The sequence below is a fragment of the Actinoplanes sp. NPDC026619 genome (assembly GCF_040638295.1).
Lineage (GTDB): Bacteria > Actinomycetota > Actinomycetes > Mycobacteriales > Micromonosporaceae > Actinoplanes.
Window position 1 is genome coordinate 14,917 of record NZ_JBEZYA010000046.1, and the last position, 23,339, is coordinate 38,255.

22 protein-coding genes and 1 pseudogene are annotated in these 23,339 nt (G+C 71.3%); 7 read left to right on the forward strand and 16 right to left on the reverse strand.

The window, feature by feature from the left end:
• Positions 1–9 precede the first annotated feature (9 nt).
• From AB0E90_RS48490 to AB0E90_RS48500, 3 genes are read right to left on the reverse strand one after another with little or no spacing between them, the layout of a single operon-like run.
• Complete coding sequence (locus AB0E90_RS48490) at positions 10–1,419, reverse strand: amidase family protein (protein WP_360420050.1); 1,410 nt, start codon at positions 1,417–1,419, stop codon at positions 10–12.
• Positions 1,420–1,429: 10 nt separating this feature from the next.
• Positions 1,430–3,049 carry a CocE/NonD family hydrolase gene (locus AB0E90_RS48495; RefSeq protein ID WP_360420053.1) on the reverse strand — a complete coding sequence of 540 codons (1,620 nt, stop codon included), beginning with the start codon at positions 3,047–3,049 and terminating at the stop codon, positions 1,430–1,432.
• A 1-nt stretch (position 3,050) separates the two neighbouring features.
• Entirely contained in the window at positions 3,051–3,500 is a 450-nt protein-coding gene (locus AB0E90_RS48500; RefSeq protein ID WP_360420056.1) for a DUF3237 domain-containing protein, read from the reverse strand.
• 70 nt (positions 3,501–3,570) lie between these two features.
• Here AB0E90_RS48500 and AB0E90_RS48505 point away from each other — a divergent pair, with 70 nt between their 5' ends.
• A complete protein-coding gene (locus AB0E90_RS48505) occupies positions 3,571–4,149 on the forward strand; it encodes a TetR family transcriptional regulator (RefSeq protein WP_360420059.1) in 579 nt (192 codons plus the stop codon).
• A gap of 1 nt (position 4,150) precedes the next feature.
• On the opposite strand, the gene AB0E90_RS48510 is transcribed toward AB0E90_RS48505, so the two are convergent.
• From AB0E90_RS48510 to pcaH, 10 genes and pseudogenes are all read right to left on the reverse strand, one after another.
• Positions 4,151–4,921 carry an ATP-binding cassette domain-containing protein gene (locus AB0E90_RS48510; protein ID WP_360420062.1) on the reverse strand — a complete coding sequence of 257 codons (771 nt, stop codon included), beginning with the start codon at positions 4,919–4,921 and terminating at the stop codon, positions 4,151–4,153.
• Complete coding sequence (locus AB0E90_RS48515) at positions 4,918–6,066, reverse strand: oligopeptide/dipeptide ABC transporter ATP-binding protein (protein ID WP_360420064.1); 1,149 nt, start codon at positions 6,064–6,066, stop codon at positions 4,918–4,920. The genes AB0E90_RS48510 and AB0E90_RS48515 overlap by 4 nt, the downstream gene beginning before the upstream one ends.
• Positions 6,063–6,902, reverse strand: coding sequence for an ABC transporter permease (locus tag AB0E90_RS48520; RefSeq protein WP_360420067.1), 840 nt, complete (start codon positions 6,900–6,902; stop codon positions 6,063–6,065). The genes AB0E90_RS48515 and AB0E90_RS48520 overlap by 4 nt, the downstream gene beginning before the upstream one ends.
• Before the next feature lie 40 nt (positions 6,903–6,942).
• Positions 6,943–7,890: an ABC transporter permease gene (locus AB0E90_RS48525; protein WP_360420070.1), complete on the reverse strand. Its 948-nt coding sequence runs from the start codon at positions 7,888–7,890 to the stop codon at positions 6,943–6,945.
• On the reverse strand, positions 7,887–9,521 hold the full coding sequence (locus AB0E90_RS48530) for an ABC transporter substrate-binding protein (protein WP_360420073.1): 1,635 nt from the start codon (positions 9,519–9,521) through the stop codon (positions 7,887–7,889). Before AB0E90_RS48530 ends, AB0E90_RS48525 begins: the two co-directional genes overlap by 4 nt.
• Before the next feature lie 174 nt (positions 9,522–9,695).
• Positions 9,696–10,040, reverse strand: a complete 345-nt coding sequence (pcaC, locus tag AB0E90_RS48535; protein ID WP_360420154.1) for a 4-carboxymuconolactone decarboxylase — start codon at positions 10,038–10,040, stop codon at positions 9,696–9,698.
• 240 nt (positions 10,041–10,280) lie between these two features.
• Positions 10,281–10,979: pseudogene (locus AB0E90_RS48540) on the reverse strand (alpha/beta fold hydrolase); the annotation flags it as partial.
• Between the two features lie 49 nt (positions 10,980–11,028).
• Positions 11,029–12,198 carry a lyase family protein gene (locus AB0E90_RS48545; protein WP_360420076.1) on the reverse strand — a complete coding sequence of 390 codons (1,170 nt, stop codon included), beginning with the start codon at positions 12,196–12,198 and terminating at the stop codon, positions 11,029–11,031.
• Positions 12,195–12,749 carry a protocatechuate 3,4-dioxygenase subunit alpha gene (gene pcaG / locus AB0E90_RS48550; RefSeq protein WP_360420079.1) on the reverse strand — a complete coding sequence of 185 codons (555 nt, stop codon included), beginning with the start codon at positions 12,747–12,749 and terminating at the stop codon, positions 12,195–12,197. The genes AB0E90_RS48545 and pcaG overlap by 4 nt, the downstream gene beginning before the upstream one ends.
• An 85-nt stretch (positions 12,750–12,834) precedes the next feature.
• Positions 12,835–13,572 (reverse strand): protocatechuate 3,4-dioxygenase subunit beta, encoded by a 738-nt coding sequence (pcaH, locus tag AB0E90_RS48555; protein ID WP_360420156.1) that lies wholly within the window; start codon positions 13,570–13,572, stop codon positions 12,835–12,837.
• A 74-nt stretch (positions 13,573–13,646) separates the two neighbouring features.
• Here pcaH and AB0E90_RS48560 point away from each other — a divergent pair, with 74 nt between their 5' ends.
• Both AB0E90_RS48560 and AB0E90_RS48565 read left to right on the forward strand, forming a co-directional pair.
• The gene (locus tag AB0E90_RS48560) at positions 13,647–14,390 is read left to right on the forward strand and encodes an IclR family transcriptional regulator (protein ID WP_360420082.1); all 744 of its coding nucleotides are present in this window, start codon (positions 13,647–13,649) and stop codon (positions 14,388–14,390) included.
• Positions 14,391–14,430: 40 nt separating this feature from the next.
• Positions 14,431–15,588, forward strand: coding sequence for a 4-hydroxybenzoate 3-monooxygenase (locus AB0E90_RS48565; protein ID WP_360420085.1), 1,158 nt, complete (start codon positions 14,431–14,433; stop codon positions 15,586–15,588).
• Here AB0E90_RS48565 and AB0E90_RS48570 read toward each other — a convergent pair.
• Positions 15,521–16,666: a YibE/F family protein gene (locus AB0E90_RS48570; protein WP_360420088.1), complete on the reverse strand. Its 1,146-nt coding sequence runs from the start codon at positions 16,664–16,666 to the stop codon at positions 15,521–15,523. The genes AB0E90_RS48565 and AB0E90_RS48570 overlap by 68 nt on opposite strands.
• A 186-nt stretch (positions 16,667–16,852) precedes the next feature.
• Between AB0E90_RS48570 and AB0E90_RS48575 the strand changes: the two genes are divergently transcribed.
• The 3 genes from AB0E90_RS48575 to AB0E90_RS48585 all read left to right on the forward strand — a co-directional run bounded on the left by AB0E90_RS48575 (position 16,853) and on the right by AB0E90_RS48585 (position 19,791).
• Positions 16,853–17,815, forward strand: coding sequence for a permease (locus AB0E90_RS48575; protein ID WP_360420158.1), 963 nt, complete (start codon positions 16,853–16,855; stop codon positions 17,813–17,815).
• A complete protein-coding gene (locus AB0E90_RS48580; RefSeq protein WP_360420091.1) occupies positions 17,812–18,570 on the forward strand; it encodes a TIGR03943 family protein in 759 nt (252 codons plus the stop codon). The genes AB0E90_RS48575 and AB0E90_RS48580 overlap by 4 nt, the downstream gene beginning before the upstream one ends.
• 111 nt (positions 18,571–18,681) lie before the next feature.
• Positions 18,682–19,791, forward strand: a complete 1,110-nt coding sequence (locus AB0E90_RS48585; RefSeq protein ID WP_360420094.1) for a hypothetical protein — start codon at positions 18,682–18,684, stop codon at positions 19,789–19,791.
• Between the two features lie 10 nt (positions 19,792–19,801).
• Here the strand turns inward: AB0E90_RS48585 and AB0E90_RS48590 are convergent, their stop codons facing one another.
• Together AB0E90_RS48590 and AB0E90_RS48595 are read right to left on the reverse strand one after the other, a co-directional pair.
• Positions 19,802–20,806 (reverse strand): SGNH/GDSL hydrolase family protein, encoded by a 1,005-nt coding sequence (locus AB0E90_RS48590; protein ID WP_360420097.1) that lies wholly within the window; start codon positions 20,804–20,806, stop codon positions 19,802–19,804.
• Positions 20,807–21,003: 197 nt separating this feature from the next.
• Positions 21,004–21,348 (reverse strand): hypothetical protein, encoded by a 345-nt coding sequence (locus tag AB0E90_RS48595; RefSeq protein WP_360420099.1) that lies wholly within the window; start codon positions 21,346–21,348, stop codon positions 21,004–21,006.
• 108 nt (positions 21,349–21,456) lie between these two features.
• Between AB0E90_RS48595 and AB0E90_RS48600 the strand changes: the two genes are divergently transcribed.
• Complete coding sequence (locus AB0E90_RS48600; protein WP_360420101.1) at positions 21,457–22,413, forward strand: alpha/beta hydrolase; 957 nt, start codon at positions 21,457–21,459, stop codon at positions 22,411–22,413.
• The last annotated feature ends 926 nt before the right edge of the window (positions 22,414–23,339 follow it).

Here is a 23,339-nt window from a genome sequence, read left to right on the forward strand (position 1 = left end):
CCACCCGGTTCAGGGGCGCGGGTCGATCGGAGTCAGGGCGCCGCGGGCGGCCTCGATGTCGCGGGCGGCGGCCAGGGCGATGTGCTCGCCGTGCAAACGGGAGATCACCTGGACGCCCTGGGGGCGGCCGTCGGCGAGGCCGGTCGGCACCGCGACTGCGGGCAGGCCGAGGAAGTTCGCGGTGACCAGGAGGCGGTGCTGGCGCCACTGCTCGGTGGTCGCCTCGGGGCCGGTGAGGTCCCAGCCGATCGCCGGCATCGCCGCGGTGGTGACCGGGCCGAGCACGACCGGGTAGCGGGTGTGGAACTGCCGCCACAGCGCGGCCAGGGCGTGCCGCTCGGCCCAGGCGGCGGCGTAGGCGGGCGCCGTGTCGAGCAGTTCCACGCCGGCCACGTTGTCGGCGAAGTACTTCACGGTGCCGGCCGACAGCGGACCCGGGAACACGCCGGGGGTGAGCAGGCCGGGGCCCATCTCGGAGGCGGAGATCTGCCGCCAGAGGGTGGCGCAGCGGTCCACCTGCGGCGGCTCGGCCTCCTCGACCTGCCAGCCGGCCGCGGCCAGCGCGTCGGCGGCGGCACGGACGGCCGCGGCCACCTGCGGCTCGACACCCCAGCCGGCCGGGTCGGCGGTCACCGCGACCCGGCGCGGGCCGTCGTAGGACGACGGGTGCGGCACGGTCACGCTCCACGGGTCGACGTCGTCGGCGCCGTGCATCACCCCGAAGAGCAGGTCAAGATCGGCGACGGTACGGGCCAGCGGGCCGTTCACGGCGAACGCCTGCAGGGACAGGTCGACCGGGGTGATCTGCCGGGTGGGGGCGGGCACCCGGCCGGCCGACGGGCGCAGGGCCACGATGCCGGCCGCGTGGGCGGGCAGGCGCAGCGAGCCGCCGTAGTCGTTGCCGAGGCCGGCCGCGGCCATGCCGGTCGCCACGATCACCGCATCGCCGCCGCTCGACCCGCCGGGCACCCGGCCGCGGTCCCACGGGTTGAAGGTGCGGCCGTACAGGTCGTTGTCGGTGTCCCAGCGCAGCCCGATGTCGGGCATGTTGCCCCGGGCGACCGGGATCGCTCCGGCGTCGAGGAGCTTGGTCACGAAGCTCGCGTGGGCCGGCGGGAGGTGCTCGGTGGCCCACGGCAGGCCCGAGGTGGTCGCCGACCAGGTCAGGTCGATGTTCTCCTTGACCGAGATGGGCACGCCGGCGAGCGGGCCGGCCTGCTCGCCGGCGGCGATCCGGGCGTCCTGGGCGGCCGCCGCCTCGCGGGCCCGGTCGGCCAGGACCACGGTGGCGGCGTTCACCGCCGGGTTGACCTCGGCGATGCGGGCCAGGTGGGCCTCGGTGACGGCGAGGGCGGAGACCACGCCGGTGCGGATCGCTTCGGCGATCTCGGTGGCGGAGAGCTCGGTGTAGGAGGACATGCGGGGCCTCTCAGAGGACGGTGATGGTCAGTCGGCAGCCGCTCGGGCCGCCCAGCCGGACGTGCTGGTGGTTGGGCTCGGTGGTGGCGGCCAGCCAGCGGTGCTCGCCGGTGCCGGGGGCGGGGATGAACTCGGGGGCGTCGCTGCTGGCCAGGGTCAGGCGCAGCGCGTGCCCGGGTAGCAGGCGGTAGCCGACGTGGCCCAGGTCGATCTCCACCTCGAAGTCGCGGCCGGGGTCGAGGATCGTCTGCTGGCCGCGGGCGATCAGGTGGGACGAGCCGTCCGGTGCGACGTCGGCGAGGCGGGCGAACAGGTCCATCTCGGGGCCGTCCGAGCCGACGGTGGCGGTTACCGCGATCGGGCCGACCAGGTCCAGCGGGTTGGTGACGGGGGCGGTGGTGAACGACAGGACGTCGGCGCGGGCGGCGAGGTCGCGCTCGTCGGGGGTTTCGGCCAGGAAGGAGAACGGGTCGTGGGCCGGGGAGGGCACCGGCGATGCCGCGTCGTGGACCCAGCCCTGTTCAGTGGGCGCCCCGGCGGGATCGAGCAGCAGGGTGCGATCGGGATGGGGATGAAACTGCTTCTCGCGTACAGCTGAAGGGGGCCAGGCCGTCGCCTCGCGCAAGGTGGGGTCGCCGGAGTTCGCGAGTTGCCAGCGGACCTTGGGGATCGTCGCGGCCTCGCCGCGGAGGAAGACGTCGAAGAACTCGGCCGCCGGTCCGAGATAGCGGTTCATCCAGGACTCGTCGCGGGTCGCGTGCGGGTCGAAATGGCTGTTGTTCTCGTGGTCGATGGCTTCCAGCAGCAGGAAGGTGTTCTGCAACCATGCCGGCCGCTGTTCTAGCTCGCGATAGTCGGACCACTGCCAGGGTGCGCAGTTGTCCCACCACCCGAGGGTCAGGAGTACTGGAACTGCGGGGGCATCGAACGGGCTGCCGGCCGGGAACCTTCGCAAACTCACCGGGTGCGGGAACCATAAGTCGTAGGAGGCACTTCTAGAACCCACGGCCTGGAAGAACTCCTCGACCGCGGCCGCGAGGGGGCGCCGCGACCAGTCGAGTTCCCACTCGAGCATGTCGCGGTCGTGGAACATCGACAGCGGGTAGAAGCGGTGAACGGACATCTCCACGTCGTGGGTGCGCCGGCCCGGGACCGGAATCGGCAGCTCGCCGAGGCGGGTGCCGGTGACCCGCGGGACCATGGCCTTGAGCGCGCGGTGCGCGGACGACGCGGCGGCCCACTGGGTGTAGCCGTAGTACGAGTCGCCCCACATCCCGACGACGCCGTCGGACCAGTCCTGATGGGTGATCCACTCGATGGTGTCGTAGCCGTCGTACGTCTCGTTGACGAACAGCAGCGTCTCCCCCTCGGAGCGGAACTTTCCGCGTACGTCCTGCACGACCATCCGGTAGCCGTGGGCGGTGAACCAGGCGGCGACCTTCGGCATGAACGTGTACTCGCCGGTCTTGTCGTACGGCAGCCGGGTCAGGATCGTCGGGCCCGGTGTAGATGTGTCGGCCGGCAGATATACATCGGTCGCGAGCCGGACACCGTCGCGCATCCGCACCATGTGCTGGGTGGCGTCCGGAGAGAGCGGCCCGGGGCCGGTGCGGTGGATCTCGATCGTCATCTCAGAGCACCTCGAAGAAGCGGATGCACACCTGGCCGGCCTCGCCGCGGGCCAGCCCGACGAAGACCGACTCGGTCAGCCAGTGGTGCTGTTCCGCGTCGGTGCGGAAGACCGGGCTGGTGCGGTAGTAGTACTCGGTCTCCGGGATGTCCTCGCCGGCGTCGACGCGGCGCTCGATGTCCGGATCGGCCCGCCAGAAGCCGCGGTTGACGATGTCGATGACCGTGCCGTCGTCGGCTCGCAGCAGGTAGCGCGCGTCCAGTTCGGTGGTCGTGCCGCGGGTGGTGGACCAGTCGCCGCCGCCGGAGAGGACCACGCCGTTGAGCCGCGGCCCGGCCACCGTCCCGCCCGTGATCGGGGTGAACATGAGGCCCCCGCCGACGTCCAGCGACTCCGCGACGTCGACCCGGGCCTCGAAGGCGAACGCCAGTCGGGGGTCGGGGAGGTTCATGGGTGACTCCGTTCTTCGTCGCAATGACAATCAATTAGAGTTCTTCTTAACCGCAAAGACAGGAGCAGGCATGGGTCGCCCGAGCATGGCTACCGAGCGGACCGAGCAGATCATGCAGGCCACCGGCCGCTGCCTGCGCAAGAACGGCCTGGCCGGTACGACTCTGGAACGTGTCGCCGAGGAGTCCGGGCTGAGCCGCAGTCACGTGCGGCACTACGTCGGCAACCGGGACGATTTGCTGCGGTCGTTCGCGTCGTGGCTCTACACCGGCTACGAGTCCGAGTTCACCGGCGCGGTCGCCAAGGCCGACGGCCCGGCGAAGCTGCCGATCGTGATGGACTACCTGTTCGGGTCCGGCTTCCTGCCGATCAGCGACGACGACACGGTGATCCGCGAGCTGATCACGGCCGGCATCACCGACGAGCGGATCCGCGCGATCATGCAGGCGCAGTACCTGGGCGCGGTGGACACGATCGACGACGCGATCGCCGCCGAGTACCCGGACGCGCCGGCGGTGAAGCGGCGTTCCGCGGCGTACGGGTTGTGGTGCCTGGCCCTCGGCAACTCGACGATGGCCGAGCTCCAGCTGCCGATCGCGAGCGGCGGCCTGGTCCGGACGGCGGCCGAGGCGCTGCTCGATCAGTTGTAGGTCAGTCACGGGTGCTGCCCCTCGCCGGCACCCAGCCGGGGCGCGGGATCGAGCCGACCAGCTTCTTCGTGTAGTCGTGGGTGGGGTCGCCGAGGACCTTCTCGACCGGGCCGCGTTCGACGACCTGGCCGCGGCGCATGACGATGACGTCGTCGCAGACGTGCCGCACCACCGACAGGTCGTGGGTGATGAACAGGTAGCCGACGCCCGTCGCCGCCCGCGCATCCACCAGCAGATTCAGGATCTGGGCCTGGATGGAGACGTCCAGCGCGGCCACCGCCTCGTCGAGGATCAGCAGGCGGGGCAACGGGGCGAGGGCCCGCGCGATGGCCACCCGCTGGCGCTGGCCGCCGGAGAGCTGCTTCGGCAGCGCGGTGGCGTAGCGCTGATCCAGCCCGACCAGATCGAGCAGGTCCTTGATCTTCTCGGCTCGCTGCGACTTGTCGAGATCGCTGTGGAAGTCGAGGATCTCGCCGAGACAGCTCGAGACCGTCTGACGACGATCCAGCGACTGGTACGGGTCCTGGAAGACCATCTGGACGACGCGCGCTTTCTCCTTCCTGCCCGATTTAGGCGACAAGTCGCCGAGCTGGATCGTTCCAGAAGTCGCGTGCTCCAGGCCGGCGACAATCCGGGCGCAGGTCGTCTTGCCCGAGCCGGACTCACCGACGATCGCGAGGGAGCCGCCGACCGGAACGGCGAAGCTCACCCCGTCCACCGCGACTTCGTCACGGTGGAACACTTTGCGCAGGTCGTTCACCTCGAGAATCACGACACCCCCTCCAGGTGACAAGCGACGCCGCCGACCAGCGCCGGGACGACCGTGCGGCAGATGCTCTCGGCAACCGGGCAACGATCGGCGAACACGCAGCCCGGGGGCGCGTCGATGGCCGACTGTGGGACGCCGGGCACGGTCTGCAGCCGCTCCCCCGGTGGCACCGAGCCGGGGCGGGCCCGCAGCAGCGCCTTCGTGTACGGATGCCGCGCCGCCTCGTGCAGCTGCGCGGCCGGGAGGATCTCGACGATCTCGCCCGCGTACATGACCGCGATCCGGTCGCACACGGCCGTCGCCAGCTCCAGGTCGTGGGAGATGAACAGCAGCGCGGTCCCCCGCTGCCGCCGTTGCTCGTCGAGGATCGCCACCACCTCCTCCTGGGTGGTGACATCGAGGGCGGTGGTCGGCTCGTCGGCCAGGATCAGGTCCGGCTCGCCGGCCAGGGCGGCGGCGATCACGACCCGTTGCAGCAGGCCGCCGGAGAGTTCGTAGGGGCGCTGCTTCAACCGGCGCCGGAGGTGGTCGACGCCGATGTCCTCGAGGATCCCGCCGGCCTTCGCCAGCGCGGCGGGCCGCGACAGGCCGCGTTCGCGCAGCACCTCGGTGAGGAAGTCGCCGACGGTGCGCACCGGGTTGACGGTCGCCCGCGGGTCCTGGAAAACCATGGCGACGTCACGCGACCGCAGGCGACGCAGGCCGGCTGCGTCGAGGCCACCGATTTCGGCGCCCCGGAATCTCACCGCGCCGGAGCGGGTCGCCCCGGCGGGCAGCATGCCGAGCACGGACCTCGCGGTCATCGACTTGCCGGAGCCGCTCTCGCCGACAAGCCCGACGGCCTCACCGGCGGCGATCGCCAGCGACACCGACCGCAGAACCGGCCGCGGCCCAACCGGCGTAGGCACCTCAACGCGAAGCCCCTCGAACTCGAGAAGGACATCCCGACCGTTCGCCTCCCGAACGTTAGTCGCACTAACGTTCGTCCCACTAACGTTCGTCCCACTAACGTTCGCGGCACTAACGTTCGCCCCACTAACGTTCGCGGCACTAACGTTCGCCCCACTAACGTTCGCCGCACTAACGTTCGCCCCACTAACGATCGTCGGCCCCAACACGTGGGCCCGGCGGTCTGACGTTGCGCTCATCGGGCGGCCATCCGTTCCGCGACCACCGTGAACGCGACCACCGTGACAACCACCGCCGCCGCCGCCGCGATCGACTGCTGCGGGAACCCAGCCAGGATCGACGGCTGTCCATTGGCGATCATCAAGCCCCAATCGGCAGCCGGCGGCTGCAACCCGAGGCCGAGGAACGAGATCGACGCGAGGTCGATCATGGCGTACCCGAAGCTGATCGCGGCCTGCACCACCAGCAGTGGCGCCAGGTTCGGCAGCAGGTGGCGGCGGCAGATGTGCCAGCCGGAGAAACCTTGCACCCGGAGCGCCTCCACGTAGGGCAGCGCTCGTTCGCGCAGCGCCGCAGCCCGCATCACCCGGGCCAGGATCGGCACGTAGGCCAGGGACAACGCCACCACCGGCGCGACGAAGCCGGCGCCGAACAGCGCGGTCACGGTGATAGCCAGGACCAGCCCGGGGAACGCGAACAGGATGTCGAGCACCCGGGACACGGCCGCGTCGAACCAGCCACCGATCCACGCGGCCGACACGGCGAGGGCGGTGCCGGCCACACCGGACAGGAGGATCACCAGGAGCGGGCCGGCCGGGCTGGTACGCGACCCGGCGATGAGCCGGGACAACAGGTCCCGGCCGAGGTCGTCGGTGCCGAGCGGGTGCGCCGCCGAGAAACCGGCGTAGGCATTGAGCGGATCGACCGCGTTGGGGTCGTGCGGAACGATCCAGGGCGCAAAGACCGCAACCAGGACGATCAGCACGCAGACCGCGGAGGCGAGCGACGAGGCCCAGCCGAGCGAGGCCAGCCGCCGGGCGGGAAGCCCCAGCGGCGCAGCAAGAGCGAGCGTCATACGGCCTCCCCAGAACGAAACAGCGCAGCAAGAGCGAGCGTCATCCGCCCTCCCCAGAACGGAGCAGACGTGGGTCCAGCAGCGCGTTGGCCACGTCGACGAGCATGTTGACCACGACGAACGCGACGACCAGGAGCAGCGCGAGCACCTGCACGACGACCAGGTCCTGGCGGGCCGCGCTCTGCACGAGCAGTGATCCGAGGCCGCTGACGCCGAAGGCCTGTTCGGCGATGGCGGTGCCGGCGAACAGGCCGGCCACGGTGATGCCGGAGACCGCGAGCACCGGGCCGGCCGCGTTGCGCAGCACGTGCCGGCGCAGGACGAGGCCGCGCCGGATGCCCCGGGCCCGGGCCGCGACCGCGTGCTCCGAACCGAACGAAGCGCGCACCTCGGCCCGGGTGATCCGGGAGACGTAGGCGAGGTAGCCGGCGCTGAGCGCGAGGGCCGGCAGCGTGAGGTGGTGGATCCGGTCGCCGAAACCGGTGCCTGAGCCGTAGACCGGGAACCACGACAGCTTCGTCGCGAAGATCCAGATCAGCACGATGGCGGCGACGAACGCGGGCGCGGCCATCAGCACCGTCGTGGTCACGGTGACGGCCGCGTCGGCGATCCGGCCACCGACGGCCGCCACGATCCCGGACAGGACACCAACCCCCAAGATCAGGATTGATGCGTACGCCACCAGCACCACCGTGGTGAGCAGACGAGCTCCGATCAGCTGCCCGACCGGTTCCCTGAACACCAGCGAGTCGCCGAGATGCCCGGTCAGCACGCCGGAGAGCCACCGCCAGTACTGCACCAGGAACGGGTCGTCCAGGTGGTACTGGGCCCGGATCGCGGCCAGCGCCTGCGGTGTCATCTCGTGGCCCCCGGCGAGCAGGCTGGCCGGATCACCGGGCGCGAGGTAGAGCGCCCCGTAGATGACGAAGCTGGCGACGAGAACCGTGCCCAGCATCCCGGCGAGCTTGCGCCCGACAAAGCCGATCATGCTGCCCCGACTTGGGCGGCCCAGGCCGTACTGATGTAGGAGAAGCTGGCCGGGGCGCCGGTGATGCGCTTGCCGAGGAACAGGCGGTTGTACTGCTCGGCCAGGGTGATCTGCAGCTTCGCCGGTCCGAAGATCGCCTGCGCGGCCACGAACTGCCTGGCCGACTCGGCCGGGTCGGTGGCCGACACCGCGGCGACGACCTTCTGGGTGACCGCCGGGTCGTCGTAGCCGGTCCAGTTGAACTGGGCGCCCTTGATCACGAAGCCGGGCGCGTAGTAGAGCGCGCCGGGCACCTCGAGGTAGCCGGTGGTCGCGACGAAGTCGATGCCGGCCCGCAGCGACGGGTCGTAGAACATGCCGGCGTACTCACCCGGCTGCATCTGTTTGATCGTGACGGTCAGGCCGATCTGCTGGGCGGCCGCCTGGGTGATGGTGGCGGTCTGCAGCAGCGCCTGGTTGCCGGCCGGGACCGCCACGACCAGGGTGGTGCGGCTCGGGGCGGCCGCGGCCACGAGTTTCTTCGCGGCGTCGAGGTCGGCCTTGCTCGTGTCGGGCAGGGCGGCGTACCCCTCGTCGTAAATGTTCTTGGCCGTGCTGCCCTGCCAGACCAGCGGCGGGGTGAAGGTCTTGAGCGGGGTGCCGGCGCCCTTGAGGACGCTCGTGATGATCGTGTTCTTGTCGATGGCGAGGTCGAGGGCCTGCCGGATGCGGGCGTCGGCGGCCGGGCCGTCGGCGGCGACCGGGCCGAGGCTGACCGTCTCGGTGCTGGGACCGAAGTAGAGCTTGCCGGCGGTGGTCTTGCGCAGGGCGGCCAGGCTGCCGACCGGCGCCTCGTAGACGCCGTCGACCTCGCCGGCGAGCAGCGTGCTGGTCAGCGTCGAGTCGTCGGTGATGAAGACGAAGTCGAAGGTGGCGGCCTTGGCCTTGGTGCCCCAGTAGCCGTCGTAGCGCTTCAGCTCGATCTTCTGCCCGGTCTGCCAGGCGCCGAGCTGGAACGGGCCGGTGCACATCAGGCCGCCGGTCGGGGTGCCGAACTTCTCCCCCGCCTTCGACGCGAAGGCCTTCTCGATGATCGCGCCGGGCACGCCGGCCAGGTCGGGGATGAACTGCACATCGGGCGTACGGAATTTGACCGTCACCTCGAGCGGGCCGGTCTTGCCGATGCTCGCGACGTTGGCGAAGACGTGTGCGCTGTAGGAGGCGAGCTTCGGGTCCCGGTTGCGCTCGAGGCTGTAGACCACGTCGTCGGCGGTCATCGCCGCGCCGTCCCAGAACGTGACGCCGTCCTGCAGGGTGATGACGACCGTGGTCGCGTCCTTCTGGGTCACCGACTTGGCCAGGCCGGGAGCGGTGGAGAAGTCGGGCTGCAGGCGCAGCAGGCTCTCGCAGAGGTTGGTCTCGACCGAGTTCGCCGAGTAGTCGCCGGTCTTGGCGGGGTCGAGCGAGGTCGGCTCGCCGCTCGGCAGCGCCCAGGTGACCTTGTCGATGTCGCCGGTGGCCGCGGGCGTGGTGCTGGTCAGCGTGATCGCTTCGCCGGCCGAGGCGGACGTGCTCCCGCCGCCTGAGCTGCAGCCGGCGACGATCAGCGTCGCGGCCAACAAAGACGGAAATATCCCTGATTTCGGTTTCACTGTCGCTCCCCTGCTGTGGTGACGGTCTCAGGCTTCCCGCCGGGGAGTTGTTTGTCAATCCTGGAAGTTAATCGTTAACGGAAGTCCTAGAAACGGTGTTGAGCAGGTGCGACGGTACTTCGTCAGCAGGGCATGACAAAGGGCCGGGCGACGGCCCGGCCCGTCGATGCGGGTCTACAGCTCGGCAAGCACCCGCTGCGCGATGCGGAACGCGGTGTTCGCGGCCGGCACGCCGCAGTAGATCGCCGACTGCAGCAGCACTTCCATGATCTCGTCGTCGGTGAGGCCGTTGGTCCGCGCGGCGCGCACGTGCATGGCGAGCTCGTCGTGGTGGCCGAGAGCGATCAGCGCGGTCAGGGTGATCATCGAGCGACTGCGGCGGTCCAGGCCCGGGCGGGTCCAGATCTCCCCCCAGGCGTACGCCGTGATGAGGTCCTGAAAATCCTGCGTGAACGGGGTCGTCCCGGCGACCGCCCGGTCGACGTGCTCGTCGCCCAGGACCGCGCGGCGCACCGTCATGCCGGCCGCCCGGGTCTCGTCGAGCGTGCGCTCCCCCGGACGGCTCTCCGCCGGCAAAGGTTCAGCCGGCGGCCCCTGCGCGAGCATCTGCCGAGCCGACCGGATCGCCCGGTCGGCCGGGGAGCGCCGCACTATCCGACTGCTCCGGGTCGAGCCGGCGGACGGTCTCTGCCGTCCCCGGGCGAAATGCTCGTCGATCAGCGACGCCACCGTGGCCGGCTGTTCGGCCGGCGCCAGGTGGGCGACGCCGTCGAGTGCGGCGAACCGGCCATTCCGCACGCGTTCGGCGATGAACTTCAGGCCGTCCGGCGGGGTGGGCTGGTCCTCGGCCCCGGCGATCGCCAGAACCGGCGCGATGATCTCGCCGAGCCGGTCCCGGACGTCGAACATCGCCAGAGCCACACACACCAGGGCATAGCTTTCCGCGTCGGTGCCGCGCAGCACGTCGAGCAGCGCTTCGGCCGCGGCCGGCTCACGCTCGGTGAAACCGGGCCCGAACCAGCGCTCGATCGAACCCGCCACCACCGCCTCGGTGCCCGCCGCGAGGACCGTCTCGGCCCGCTGCAACCAGCCGTCGCTCTCGCCGATCTTCGCGGCCGTGCAGAGCAGCACCGCCGACTCGACCCGGGCCGGCGCGTCCAGCAACAGTTGCAGGCCGACCGCTCCGCCGACGCTGTCCCCGGCGTATCGGAAGGTGGCGCCCGGCCGCACCCGGTCGGCCAGCTCGAGCACCTCCGTGGCGAGGCCGGCCAGGTCGAAGTCGTCCGTTGCCGGCGCGCCACGGCCGTGACCCGGCAGTTCCCAGCCGACCACGTGGTAGTTGCCGTGCAGCAGCGCCGCACAACGCCCCCAGAGGGTCTCGATCGAGGTGCCGAGCGACGGCCCGAGCAGCAGCAGCGGCCGATCGGGCGCATCGACCAGGGTGACTGCGGTCAGCATGGCTTCCCCTCCGCGGCTTCGCCGGCCGTGTCGCGGCGGGCGACAGCGGTCAGCACGGTTTGCCCTGGGCTCGTTCGAGGGCGCCGTCGATGATCTGGTCGGTGGCGCCCAGGTAGGGGCCGTCGTCGCCCATCTTGGCGCGCTCGGCGTCGATGCCGGGGCGGGCCGCGGCCAGGGTGGCGGCCATCCGCTCGGCGTCGACCTGCAGGCCGGCCAGGAGCTCGGCGGTCTGCGACGCGGCCACGACGGTGCGGCGGGCCAGCGTGCGCAGGGTGGGCCACTCGACGTGCCAGGAGCCGTCCGGGCGCTCGTCGACCGCCTCGGCCGCGGCCAGGTGCAGGGTGGCGGCCAGCTGCGGCGCGGTGAGGGCGGCCCGGCGGATCAGGACGGACAGGACCGGGTTCTGTTTCTGCGGCATCGCCGACGAGCCGCCCCGGCCCTCGACCGCCGGTTCGGACAGTTCGCCCAGCTCGGGGCGGCTGCCGAGGAGCACGTCGTTGGCGATCTTGCCCCAGGCGTCGGTGCAGGTGACGAACGCGTCGGCGGCCCGGGTCAGCGGGGCCCGGGTGGTGTGCCAGGGCGCGCGGACCGGCAGGCCGAGGTCGGCGGCCGCGGCGGCGACGAGGGCGAGGGCGCGTTCCGGGGAGCCGGCCAGGACGGTGGGCGCGGCCAGGCTGCCGGCCGCCCCGCCGATCTGGATCGGCAGCTCGGCCGCGCCGTCGAGGATGTCGCGGGCGTCGAGCAGGCCGTGCAGCCAGCCGGCCGCCTTGAGCCCGAAGGTGATCGGGATGGCGTGCTGGGTGAGGGTGCGCCCGGCCATCCGGGTCGCGCGGTGCCGTTCGGCGAGGTAGGCCACCTCGCCGATCTGCACCGACAGGTCCGCCTTGATCCGGGCGATGGCCGCGACGAGGTTGAGGACGATGGCGGTGTCCAGGACGTCCTGGCTGGTCAGGCCGGTGTGCAGGGCCTCGGCGACGGCCGGGCCGGCACGTTTGCGCAGCAGCTTGACCAGCGGGATGACCGGGTTGCCGCCGCCCTCGGCGTCACGGGCCAGGCGAGGCAGGTCGGCCGGCCCGACCAGGCCGGAGAGGTCGTGGCCGGCGCCGGTGACGGCCCCCAGCCACGCCTCCTCGACGCGAACCATCGCCACGACGACCGCCTCGTCGCTGAAGAGTTCACCGGCGCGGTGCTCGCCCGGCCACAGCAGCCCGCCGGTCATGCCCAGATGCCGCGGTGCCTCGGGAAGCTCAGGAAGACCGTCTCCTTGGGGCCCTGCAGGTGGATGTCGAAGACGTAGCCGACGTCGTCGCGGGTGGCGATCAGCGTGTCGCGGCGGTCGGCGGCGACCGAGTCGAGCAGAGCGTCGGCGCCCTGCGGATCAGAGAGGTAGGCGCGGGTGAACAGGCGGTCGAGCAGGCCGCGGGCGAACACCGCCACCGCGAAGAAGGCCGGCTTGCCGGGCGACGAGGGGCCGGGCTCGAGCGTCGAGAACCAGTAGTGGCCCTCGGGGTCGGTGGCGGCGCGGCCGAAACCGGTGAACGTCCAGCCGTCGCGCCGGATCGAGCCGGGCTCCTGCAGCACCTGGCCGTCGGGGCCGGGCTGCCAGATCTCGATCATCGCGTCCGGCACCGGCACGCCGCTGCCGTCGAACACCCGGCCGTGCAGCCGGATCGCGTCCGCGCGGCCCGGCGGCACCAGCTCATGGCCCCGCTCGTACGGAAGCCCGAGGTGGAAGAAGGGCCCTACGGTCTGGCCCGGGGCGGCGCTCATACTGTGCCCTCCTTAGGCATGCCCTTCTGGCCCTCGCCTGCGGCCTGAGCGGGCAACTCACGGAACTGCAGCTCGGTGCAGGCGGTCATGCCGGTGCCTCATCGGTGTCGAGCGGGGTGCGGTGGCTGCCGGTGAGCACGATGTCCCAACGGTAGCCGAGGCTGTATTCCGGCGACGTCAGGTCATGGTCGTACTTCGCGATCAGCATCTCCCGCGCCTTCGGGTCGGTCACCGACTGGAAGATCGGGTCCAGGCCGAACAGCGGGTCGCCCGGAAAATACATCTGGGTGATCAGGCGCTGCGTGAAATCCGTGCCGAACAGTGAGAAGTGGATGTGCGCCGGCCGCCACGCGTTGAGGTGGTTGCGCCACGGGTACGGCCCCGGCTGGATCGTCTGGAACCGGTAGTAGCCGTCGGCGTCGGTGAGGCAGCGGCCCTGCCCGGAGAAGTTCGGGTCGAGCGGCGCCGGGTGCTGGTCGCGCAGGTGGGCGTAGCGGCCCGCCGCGTTCGCCTGCCAGATCTCCACCAGTTGGTGGGCCACCGGGAGGCCGTCGCCGTCGACGACCCGGCCGGCCACCACGATCCGGGAGCCCTGCGGCTCGCCCGAGTGCTGGATGGTCAGGTCGGCCTCGGCCTCGGCCACGTCGGTGTGCCCGAAGACCGGGGCCCACAGCTCGACGCCCTCCGGGTCGATCGGGTGCAGCGCCTTGGTGGGGTGGCGCAGGATGCTGCTGCGGTACGGCGGGTAGTCGAGGCGCGGCTGGTCCTCGTGCGGGCCCGCCTGACCGGCCAGGATCTCGCGGTCGATGTCCGCCTGGGTGATCGTCACGAAACCGACGCTATTCCCCCGCGGGCTGCGGGCGCGATACTTGCCTTCCATTGGACGGAAGGACGGCCATGTCGGCGAGCGTCACCTCGCGGGCCCTCGATCTGCTCGGGGCGTTCGACCCGGACCATCGGGCGCTCTCCCTCAGCAGCCTGGCCCGGCGGGCCGGCATGCCCCTGGCCACCGCCCATCGGCTCGTCGGCGAGCTGCACAAGTGGGGTGCGCTCGCCCGGCTCGAATCGGGCGATTACGTCATCGGCCGGCGGGTGTGGGACCTCGGGCTGCTCGCGCCGGTGCAGGCCGGGCTGCGGCAGGCCGCCTCGCCGTTCCTGCACGACCTCTACGGCGCCACCCTCGCCACCGTGCATCTGGCGGTGCGGGACGGGTGCGAGGTGCTGTATGTCGACCGGCTCTCCGGGCACGTGTCGGTGCCGGTGGTCAGCAAGGTCGGGTCACGGCTGCCGATGCACGCCACCGGGGTGGGCAAGGTGCTGCTCGCCTACGCGCCGGAACACGTGCGCCTGGAGGTGCTCGGGCGGCTGAACCGGGTCACGCCGTACACCATCACGCAGCCCGCCCGGCTGTTGGAACAGCTCCGGAGAGTGCGCGCCGAGGGGTTTGCCACCACCGGCGAGGAGATGAGCCTCGGCGCCTGCTCGGTGGCGGTGCCGGTGCGCGGGCCGGCCGGCGAGGTGGTCGCGGCGCTCGGCATGGTCGTGCCCGACCTGCGCCGGGAACGCGCCCGCCTGGTGTCGGCGCTGCAGGTCGCGACGCAGGGTATCAGCCGGGTCCTGTCTTCCGGCCAATGGAAATAGAGCCTTGCCGGAGCGGGGCACGGGCGGGTTGTCTGGAGGCATGCGTACCCAGGTCGCCATCATCGGCGCCGGCCCGGCGGGCCTTCTGTTGTCCCATCTGCTCGCCCGCGGGGGCGTCGAATCGGTGGTCCTCGAGACCCGTTCGCAGGATTACGTCGCGTCCCGCATCCGGGCCGGCATCCTCGAGCAGTCCAGCGTCGATCTGCTCACCGAGGTGGGGCTGGGCGACCGCTTGCGCGCGGAGGGCGACGAGCACCGCGGCATCTACCTCAACTTCGCCGGCGAGCGGCACCACCTCGATTTCGTCGACCTGACCGGCCGCACGGTCTGGGTCTACGGGCAGACCGAGGTGCAGAAGGACCTGGTCGCGGCGGGCACGGCCGATGTCCGGTACGAGGTGACCGACGTTGCCCTCCATGACGTGGAGACCGACCGCCCCTACGTGACCTACATCGACTCGGCGGGTGCGACTCAGCGGCTCGACGCCGAGGTGATCGCCGGCTGCGACGGGTCGTTCGGGCCGAGCCGTCAGGCGGTGCCGGCCGAGCATTTCGAGCGCGTGTATCCGTACTCCTGGCTCGGAATTCTGGCCGATGTCGCCCCGTCCACCGATGAGCTGATCTACGCCTGGCACCAGAACGGTTTTGCTCTTCATTCCATGCGTTCCCCTACCGTGAGCCGGCTCTATCTACAGGTCCCGAACGGCACCGACCCGGCCTCGTGGTCGGATGAGCGGATCTGGGAGGAGCTGGCCACCCGCCTCGGGCACGGCCAGGACGGCTGGAAGCTCAACCCCGGCCCGATCACCGACAAGAGCGTGCTGCCGATGCGCAGTTACGTGCAGACGCCGATGCGGCACGGGCGGGTCTTCCTGGCCGGCGACGCCGCGCACATCGTGCCGCCGACCGGCGCCAAGGGCCTCAACCTGGCGATCGCCGACGTCACCCTGCTCAGCCAGGCCCTGGTCGCCATGCTGCGCTCCGGCGATCCGGCGTTGGCCGACGCGTACTCCGACGACGCCCTGCGCCGCGTCTGGCGGTGCACCCACTTCTCCTGGTGGATGACGACGATGCTGCACACCAGCGGCGACCCGTTCGACGCCCAGCTCCAGTTGTCGCAGTTGCGCTGGGTCACGACCTCGAGTGCCGGGGCGACCGGTCTGGCGGAGAACTACGCCGGCCTGCCGATCGGATTCTGACCCCTCCGCTGCTGGCCGTCACGACCGCGAGGGCGGTGGTGATCGGGACCGAGGCGACCAGGCCGATCGTGCCGACCGCGCTGCGCAGGATCTCCTGGGCCAGGAGCTCGCCGGTGAGCACCTGACTCACCGGCTGGCTGCCGGCAGCCAGCAGGAGCAAAATCGGAAGAGAGGCGCCTGCGTACGCGAGGACAAGCGTGTTCACCGCGGAAGCGACGTGCGCCCGGCCGACCCGGCTCGCCGCCCGGTAGAGGTCCCGCCGGCGCACGTCACCGTGCCCGGCCAGCTCGGCGACCGTGGCGGCCTGGGTGACCGTCACGTCGTCGAGCACCCCGAGCGCGCCGATCACGATCCCGGCCAGCAGCAGGCCACGCATGTCGAGGCCGGTGCGGGTCGCGGCCAGGAACGCGTCCTCGTCGCCGGCCACCCCGGTCAGATGCAGCGCGGCCGTGAAGCCGACCCCGAGCAGCCCGGTCAGCACCAGGCTGGCCAGCGTGCCGGCGATCGCCACCGACGTGTGCACGTTGACGCCGTGGGTGAGATAGAGCGCCGCGAACATGATCGCCGAGGCACCCACCACCGCGACCAGCAGCGGCGCCTCGCCCTGCAGGATCGCCGGGATGATGAAGAACAGCAGGACCCCGAAGCTCACCGCCAGCCCGGCCAGGGCGGTCAGCCCGAGCCGCCGCCCGAACGCCAGCACCGACAGCACGGTCGCGACGAGCAGCCAGATCATCGGCGACGTCCGCTGGTGGTCCACCACCACGTAGTCCGCCTCGTGCAGCAGCACCACGTCGTCGCCCTTTGCCAGCACCGGCGCGCCCGGGCCGGCCGGCAGGTCGACCGTGGTCTCGGTCTTGTCGTCGAGCCGCACGGTCGCCTTGGCGCCGGTGATCGCGGTGACGGTGCCGTTCACCCGGACGCCCGGATCACCGCCGGTCTCCAGCCGGACCCGGCCCGGCCAGAGCACCAGCATCGCGACGAGGGTGGCGATCGCGGCGGGGATCAGCACGGCGGCCAGGATCCGCCGGGCGCGGGGATCGGCAGGTCCGGCCGGTACGCCGTGCGAGTGACTCACAACGTGGCGACGGTAGCCGCGTGCCGTTCCTATTCACAAGTAGACATATGCGCAGCTCCAGCCAATCTCGTGGGTGGCCCGGCGGGCGTCTATCGTGGTCCGCGGCCCCCACTTCTGGAGTGATCCGTGAGCGTTCAGCACCTCAGCGACGCCGAGACCGGCTGGGACCCGTCGCCGCCGCCCCCGTTGCCGAAGAAGGCGCGGCGGATCGGGTCGCTCGAGGTGCTCGCCGGTCTGCTGGTGCTGCTGGTCGTCTTCCGCAGTGTGCTGGCCGGCCTCGTCTCCGGCGAACGCCTGCAGACCTGGACGACGGTGTTCGTGTCGGTCCTCGTACAGGCGGTCCCGTTCCTGGTCTTCGGGGTGGTTCTCTCCGCGGTGATCGCAGTCTTCGTGCCCCGCTCGTTCTGGGCCAAGGCGCTCCCCCGCCATCCGGCCCTCGCCGTCCCGGCCGCCAGTCTGGCCGGGGTGGTGCTGCCCGGCTGCGAGTGCGGCAGCGTGCCGATCGCCGGCTCGCTGATCCGGCGCGGCGTGACACCCGCCGCCGCCCTGGCGTTCCTGCTGGCCGCGCCGGCGATCAACCCGATCGTGCTGGCCGCCACCGCGGTCGCCTTCCCGGGCAAGCCGGAGATGGTGATCGCCCGGGGCGGGGCCAGCCTCGTGGTGGCGGTCGCGATGGGCTGGCTGTGGCTGCGCCTTGGCAAGACCGAGTGGATCCGCCTCCCGCACCGCCCCGACCTCGACGGCGAGTCGAAACTGCACGCGTTCTGGTCGTCGGTCCGGCACGACGTCATGCACGCCGGCGGCTACCTCGTGCTGGGCGCCGCGGCCGCCGCCACCATCAACGTGGTCGTCCCGCCGAGCTGGCTGCAGGTCCTGGCCGAGAACCCGGTGCTGTCGATCCTGGCCCTGGCGATCCTGGCCGTGCTGCTGTCCATCTGCAGCGAGGCCGACGCCTTCGTGGCCGCGTCGCTGTCCCAGTTCTCGCTGACGTCCCGCCTGGTGTTCCTGGTGGTGGGCCCGATGGTCGACCTGAAGCTGATCGCCATGCAGGCCGGCATGTTCGGCCGCCGCTTCGTGGTGCGGTTCGCCCCGGCCACGTTCGCGGCCGCGATCCTGATCGGCACCGGCGCCGGGCTGGTGCTGCTATGAGCCGCCTGACGCAGGCCGTGGTCCTGTTCCTTTTCGGCGGGGCGATCCTGCGCGCCTCCCTCACCGACCTCTACCTGCGCTACGTGAAGGAAGGGCTGCGGCCATTCCTCATCGCGGCGGGCATCCTCCTGGTGGCGACCGCGGTGATGACGCTGTGGCAGTCGCTGCGCGCCGGTGACGCTCCGGAGGGCGGCATCGCGTCGGAGGCCGGCGAGGCCGCGGAGAGCCACGACGACCACGGCCACGACCATGCTCATGAGCCGCGGGTCGGGTGGCTGCTGATTCTGCCGGTGCTCGGGCTGCTGCTGGTGGCGCCGCCCGCTCTCGGTTCGTTCGCGGCGGGCAAGTCCGGCAGCGTGTCGGCGGCGCCGGTGTCCGATTCGGACTACCCGCCGCTGCCGGCCGGCGATCCGGCGAGCCTGAGCCTGCTCGACTACGCGTCGCGGGCGCTTTTCGACGACGGGAAGAGCCTGGCCGGGCGCAGCCTGCGGATGACCGGCTTCGTCACGCCCGCGCCGGACGGGTCGCCGATGCTGGCCCGGATCGTGCTCACCTGCTGCGCCGCCGACGGCCGCCCGATCAAGGTCGGGCTGGCCGGTCAGGCGCTGCCCGCGGTTCCCCCGAACACCTGGGTCGAGGTGATCGGGGCCTACAGCGCCAAGCGCGCGAAGGACCCGGTCAACGACGTCGACGTGGCGTACTTCGAGGTGAAGACCTGGCAGGAGATCCCCCAGCCCAAGCAGCCGTACGCATGACCATGCGCACCGGGCGACGCCCAGCCGGAGCACACCGAACCGGCGAGAACACGGCGGCGCCGGGTGGTGCGAGGCCGACGCCAAAACGGGCGGAAATCGGTTGAACAGGGCATGACTCTGGTCTCGGAGGGCACGGCCGCTGTCGGCGAAACCGGCGGGCGGCGGCGGTTCGGCATCGCCGCATCGGTCAGTCTCGTGGTCGCGCTGGTTGCCGGGGGCGCCCTGCTCATCGCCGGTCCGCCCGGCGGCGGGCCGAAGCCACCGCCGGCCCGGCTGACCGCGGCCGCCGCCTGGCCGAAGGTGGTGCGCGCCGACTTCGACCCGGCCATGCCGGACGGGCCGCTGTTCAGCCCGCTGCGGTTCCTCGACACCGCCACCGCGGTCGGCACCGCGCCGACGAACGACGCCCGGTCGGTGCGGCTCGGCGTGCGGGACGCGGCCGGGTTCCGGGAGCTGCGGAAGCTGCCGCTCGACGACAACCCGCAGTTCGAGGCGATCGCCGTGGACGGCGACGACATCGTCTGGACCGAATCCACCGACGGGCAGCCCCGGGTGCGGATCTGGCACGCGAGCCGCCGGGGCGGGCCGGCGACCCTGCTGACCGCCGACACCGGGAACGCGATCTTCTTCGGCAACCAGTGGGACCTGGCCATCTCCGGCGGCGTCGTGCGCTGGGCGGCCGCCGGCGGGGCGAACACCGACATCCGCTCCGTCGCGCTGAGCGGCGGACCGGTCGGGGTGCAGAGCGTGCCCGGAAACTGGTCGCTGTCGGCCTGGCCATGGCTCGTCGACGAGAACGAGCGGCGGCTGCGCAACCTCGAGAAACACTGGGACGCCGAGGTGGTCACCTCGGGCCCGGAGACCGCCACCTGCTCACCGGTCTGGTGCCGGGTGATGGTGATGAGCGGCGACGGGCTGGCCCGCATCGACCTCATGCACCCGGACGGTTCGGCCCGGCGGCGGATGGCCGGCGGCGACGTGCAGGCCGCGGTGGACGACGTGGCCGTGCTCGACCGGTTCGAGATCCTCGCCGAGCCCGGCCCGGACGCCGACCTGACCGGCACGACCACGCTGCTCGTCTACGACGCGTCGACCAGCCGCACCATCGAGGTCTCCCCGGCGGTGGACGGCGCCTTCACCGGCGGCGGGCTGCTGTGGTGGTCGACCGGCGGCAACGAGGACGACGTCCGCTGGCACGTCCTCGACCTGCGCACCACCTGAGCGGGCCGGCTCAGATCACTCCGGAGAACCACTTGCTGACCCGGCGGGTCCGGTCCTCCCAGTGGCCGTTGACGTTGACCCGGTACGACTCGGAGACGTACCTCTTGGTCTGCCAGGTCCAGACCTTCGTGGTTTTGCCGTTGATGGTGGTCGGGACCAGGTTCTTGTACCACCAGCGGCAGTCGAAGAACGCGACCCACTTCGGGCCCGGGTCGCCGTCGACGAGGTGGCACATGTTCGCCTTGGTGGTCGCGAACGGGTCGTCGGAGGCCGGCCACGCCGTGCCGCTCTTGTGGTAGACCTTCTGCATCGCCTGGTACCAGTTCCACGACATCTTGGCGAACCCGAAGTCGTTGGGGTGCAGGCCGTCCCGGATGTCGAGGCGCCGCACCGTGCTCTGGTCCACCAGGTGCACGTGCGCTCCCTTGGCGGCGACGATGCCGGGGATCCGGGCGTTGTAGGCGTCGGTCCGCTTCTGCTGGGGCGCATTGCCGGCGGTCCGCGTGCCGGTGATCTTGGCGACGAAGAGCTCGGTGGCCGGCGCCGCGACCGTGATCTGGTCGACCAGCGCCGACAACCGCTCCGTCGCACCGACCGAGCCGGCCTCGGTGCGCAGGTCGTTCGTGCCGATCATCAGGAGCACCGCGTCCGGCTGGTAGGTGGTCAGCCACCCGTCCACGTTCGCGGCGATCTTCGCCACGGTCCAGCCGGAGTGACCCTCGTGGTCGAGGTCGGCGGTGGCCGGGCTGCCGTGCTGCTGCGACCCGACGAAGTCCACGTCCATCCCGGCGCCCGCGAGCCGCTTCTGCAGATCGATGCGGTACGAGCTCATCGTCGCCGACCCGATCCCCATCGTGATCGAGTCACCGAGCGGCATGACACGCAGCGGTGAACCCACCGCCGCCGTGCTGACCGCGTCGGCGCCGGTGGGCGCCGCGGCGGCCGGGAGCGCACCGGCGAGCGCGAACCCGGCGGCGATGGCCGTGGCTCCGAGGCCGGCGCGGGCACGCCACACCCCGGGACGCGACGGACGGACGGAGCGAGCGGCAGTCGAGGTCATGCCATCGGGTTCGGCCCGCGCGGGTGATCCTCCGAGTCGCTAACGGTTGCGGCTCGGGTGCTTCCCCCCGCCCGACCCGATCAGTGCGCAGCAAACCGCCGGCATCGGTGCAAAGCGAGTCGCCGGCGTCGGTGCAAAGCGAGTCGCCGGCGTCAGTGCGCGCCGAGCCGCCTGCGGAACTGCCAAACGCGCCGGCCCATGACCATGGCGAGCGGGACCATCGCGACCGCGCACACCACGCCGCCGGCGATCGCCTGCCATCCCAGGACCACCACCGCCGTCAGATACAGCAACATCGGCGGCCCGTAGGAGATCAGCCTGATCCCGAGCGGCTGCGGCGTGTCCGGGAGCGCGTGATCGGAACCGCCGCCCATCGCCATCAGCAGCGGAACCCCGATCAACAGACCCAGCGCGAGGCCCACCCGCTCCGGCCCGCCGGCCGCGAGCACGACCACCGCGGCAACGACGGTGGCCGCCATGGTCGCGACCGGAAACACCGGCCACCCTCGCGTCACACCGATATCGATACACCTCATGGTGTACGCGGTACAACCGGTTACGCTGCCGCCAAGTTCGTCGCCGCTCGCCACCGTAGGGAGGCAGGGATGCCCGACCTCGTGCGACCGACGGCCACCATCCAGCTGCCGGCCGGCCGCCTCGAATACCGGCTGGATCGACGCGGCGACGCCGTCGTTCTGGTGTTCCACGGCGGCCATGTGCGGGCCGGGCTGGCTCTGGGCGAGGACGCCTTCGCGGCGGCCGGTTGCACGGTGCTGGCCCCCTCGCGCCCCGGCTACGGCCGAACGCCGCTGGCCACCGGCCCCACCGTGGAGCGATACGCCGACGTGGTCCGAGACCTGTGTGCCAGCCTTGGCATCACCCGGGTCGCCGCCGTAGTCGGCATCTCCGGCGGCGGCCCCACCGCAGCCACGATGGCCGCCAGGCATAGCGGCCTCGTCGAACGCCTGATCCTGGTCAGCGCCGTGGGATGGCTCCCCTACCCCACCCGCCGGATCCGCCTGGGAGCACACCTGGCATTCGGCCCGGCAACCGAGCGCCTGACCTGGGCCACGGTGCACGCACTCACCCGGATCGCACCCCGACCCGTCCTGCGAACAATGCTGCGCAGCCTGTCGACCCACCCGGCGGACGAGGTCGTCGCCGCATTGACCACCGAGGACCGCACCATGCTGCTGACCCTGTTCAGCCAGATGCGCTCCGGCCGAGGCTTCCGCAACGACCTACGCCCCACGCCAGACATCACCCCGCAGATCACCCAGCCGACGCTGGTGATCGCCACCCGCACCGACGCCGGCGTCCCGTTCGCCCACGCCGAGTCTCTGACCAGCACCATCCAGCACGCCGTGCTGATCGAGAGCCAAGCCCTCAGCCACTTCGTCTGGCTCGGAGCCGACTGGCCCGCCATCGCCGCCCAAATCGAAGCGTTCCTCACCACCGACCCGCCGGCGGGCGGCCCACCCCTCGACAAGCACGTCACCGGCCCCGACATGCCCCGCGGCGATATCGCGCGAGACGGCATTCGTCGCGCCGATGAACACTGATCAAAAGCGTGGCGTGCAAGCATCCGGCAAATGGCGCAAATTGTCCTCCCGGCCATTCGAAGCATTTCGTCCTTTACCGCGCCTCCCTGGTCGGCCGTATAGCCACTTGATTGGTCATACAACTGTCGCCGAGCCTTTCCAGGATTGGCATTATCAATCATTGGCGGCGGCTCTCTGCGGTACGGAATAATGTATTCATGCGACAGCGGCAGCTCCAGTTATTCAACAACTCTGAACTCGCCGCTATGCGTGACCGAACCAGGGCTCGCAATTATTCGGCGGTGGCGGATGAGTTTCGCCGTGAGCATGCGCGCCACCGGCGGTGGGGGCTTGCACGGCGCCACGCGCGGAAGCTGTGCCGCTCGCAGGGCTGCTCGGCCGAGTGCGGAGAGGTGGGTCTGCATGAGTTCTGCGAGGAGGTTCCGCCCCTGATCTGGGACGGCGAGACCACCGCGGTGCGGCGCACGCCAAAATGTGCGGTCCGGCTCATGGGGGATGTGCCGCCGCGAGCTGAGCAACAGCCCGGCCGAGCCGGCCTCGCCGATCAAGCGGCGATTGCCGGAAAGGCTGACAAAGCATCTCAGGCCGAGCCTGCCCGCCAGACCAAGTCAGCCAATCAGCCATCCCCAGCGGACCAGACGCGAGCGATCAACCAGACGGAAACAGCCGCCCGGGATTCGGCAAAGGGCCGGGCGGAGACGACCGACCAGCCAGAGGCCGCGGGCCGGGCGTCAGCCGCAGGCCACGCGCAAGCGCCCAACCAGCCGGAGCCAGCGGGCCGGGCGTCAGCCGCAGGCCAGGCATCAGGACCAAAGCCGCCGGACGGCGTAGGCCACGCGCTTGCCGCAGGCCAAGCGCAGGCGCCCGACCAGCCGGAGGCAGCGGACCGGGCGTCGGCCGCAGGCCAAGCCCCAGCCGCAGGCCAA

Excerpts from the sequence above, each read along its gene's own strand:
- pcaG (WP_360420079.1), bottom strand. The coding sequence starts at position 12,749 with ATGAGCGCCGCCCCGGGCCAGACCGTAGGGCCCTTCTTCCACCTCGGG.
- AB0E90_RS48495 (WP_360420053.1), bottom strand. The coding sequence starts at position 3,049 with ATGACGATCGAGATCCACCGCACCGGCCCCGGGCCGCTCTCTCCGGAC.
- AB0E90_RS48560 (WP_360420082.1), top strand. The coding sequence starts at position 13,647 with ATGTCGGCGAGCGTCACCTCGCGGGCCCTCGATCTGCTCGGGGCGTTC.
- AB0E90_RS48520 (WP_360420067.1), bottom strand. The coding sequence starts at position 6,902 with ATGACGCTCGCTCTTGCTGCGCCGCTGGGGCTTCCCGCCCGGCGGCTG.
- pcaC (WP_360420154.1), bottom strand. The coding sequence starts at position 10,040 with ATGACGGTGCGCCGCGCGGTCCTGGGCGACGAGCACGTCGACCGGGCG.
- AB0E90_RS48580 (WP_360420091.1), top strand. The coding sequence starts at position 17,812 with ATGAGCCGCCTGACGCAGGCCGTGGTCCTGTTCCTTTTCGGCGGGGCG.
- AB0E90_RS48505 (WP_360420059.1), top strand. The coding sequence starts at position 3,571 with ATGGGTCGCCCGAGCATGGCTACCGAGCGGACCGAGCAGATCATGCAG.
- AB0E90_RS48585 (WP_360420094.1), top strand. The coding sequence starts at position 18,682 with ATGACTCTGGTCTCGGAGGGCACGGCCGCTGTCGGCGAAACCGGCGGG.
- AB0E90_RS48525 (WP_360420070.1), bottom strand. The coding sequence starts at position 7,890 with ATGATCGGCTTTGTCGGGCGCAAGCTCGCCGGGATGCTGGGCACGGTT.
- AB0E90_RS48565 (WP_360420085.1), top strand. The coding sequence starts at position 14,431 with ATGCGTACCCAGGTCGCCATCATCGGCGCCGGCCCGGCGGGCCTTCTG.
- AB0E90_RS48545 (WP_360420076.1), bottom strand. The coding sequence starts at position 12,198 with ATGACCGGCGGGCTGCTGTGGCCGGGCGAGCACCGCGCCGGTGAACTC.
- AB0E90_RS48515 (WP_360420064.1), bottom strand. The coding sequence starts at position 6,066 with ATGAGCGCAACGTCAGACCGCCGGGCCCACGTGTTGGGGCCGACGATC.
- AB0E90_RS48600 (WP_360420101.1), top strand. The coding sequence starts at position 21,457 with ATGCCCGACCTCGTGCGACCGACGGCCACCATCCAGCTGCCGGCCGGC.
- AB0E90_RS48490 (WP_360420050.1), bottom strand. The coding sequence starts at position 1,419 with ATGTCCTCCTACACCGAGCTCTCCGCCACCGAGATCGCCGAAGCGATC.
- AB0E90_RS48500 (WP_360420056.1), bottom strand. The coding sequence starts at position 3,500 with ATGAACCTCCCCGACCCCCGACTGGCGTTCGCCTTCGAGGCCCGGGTC.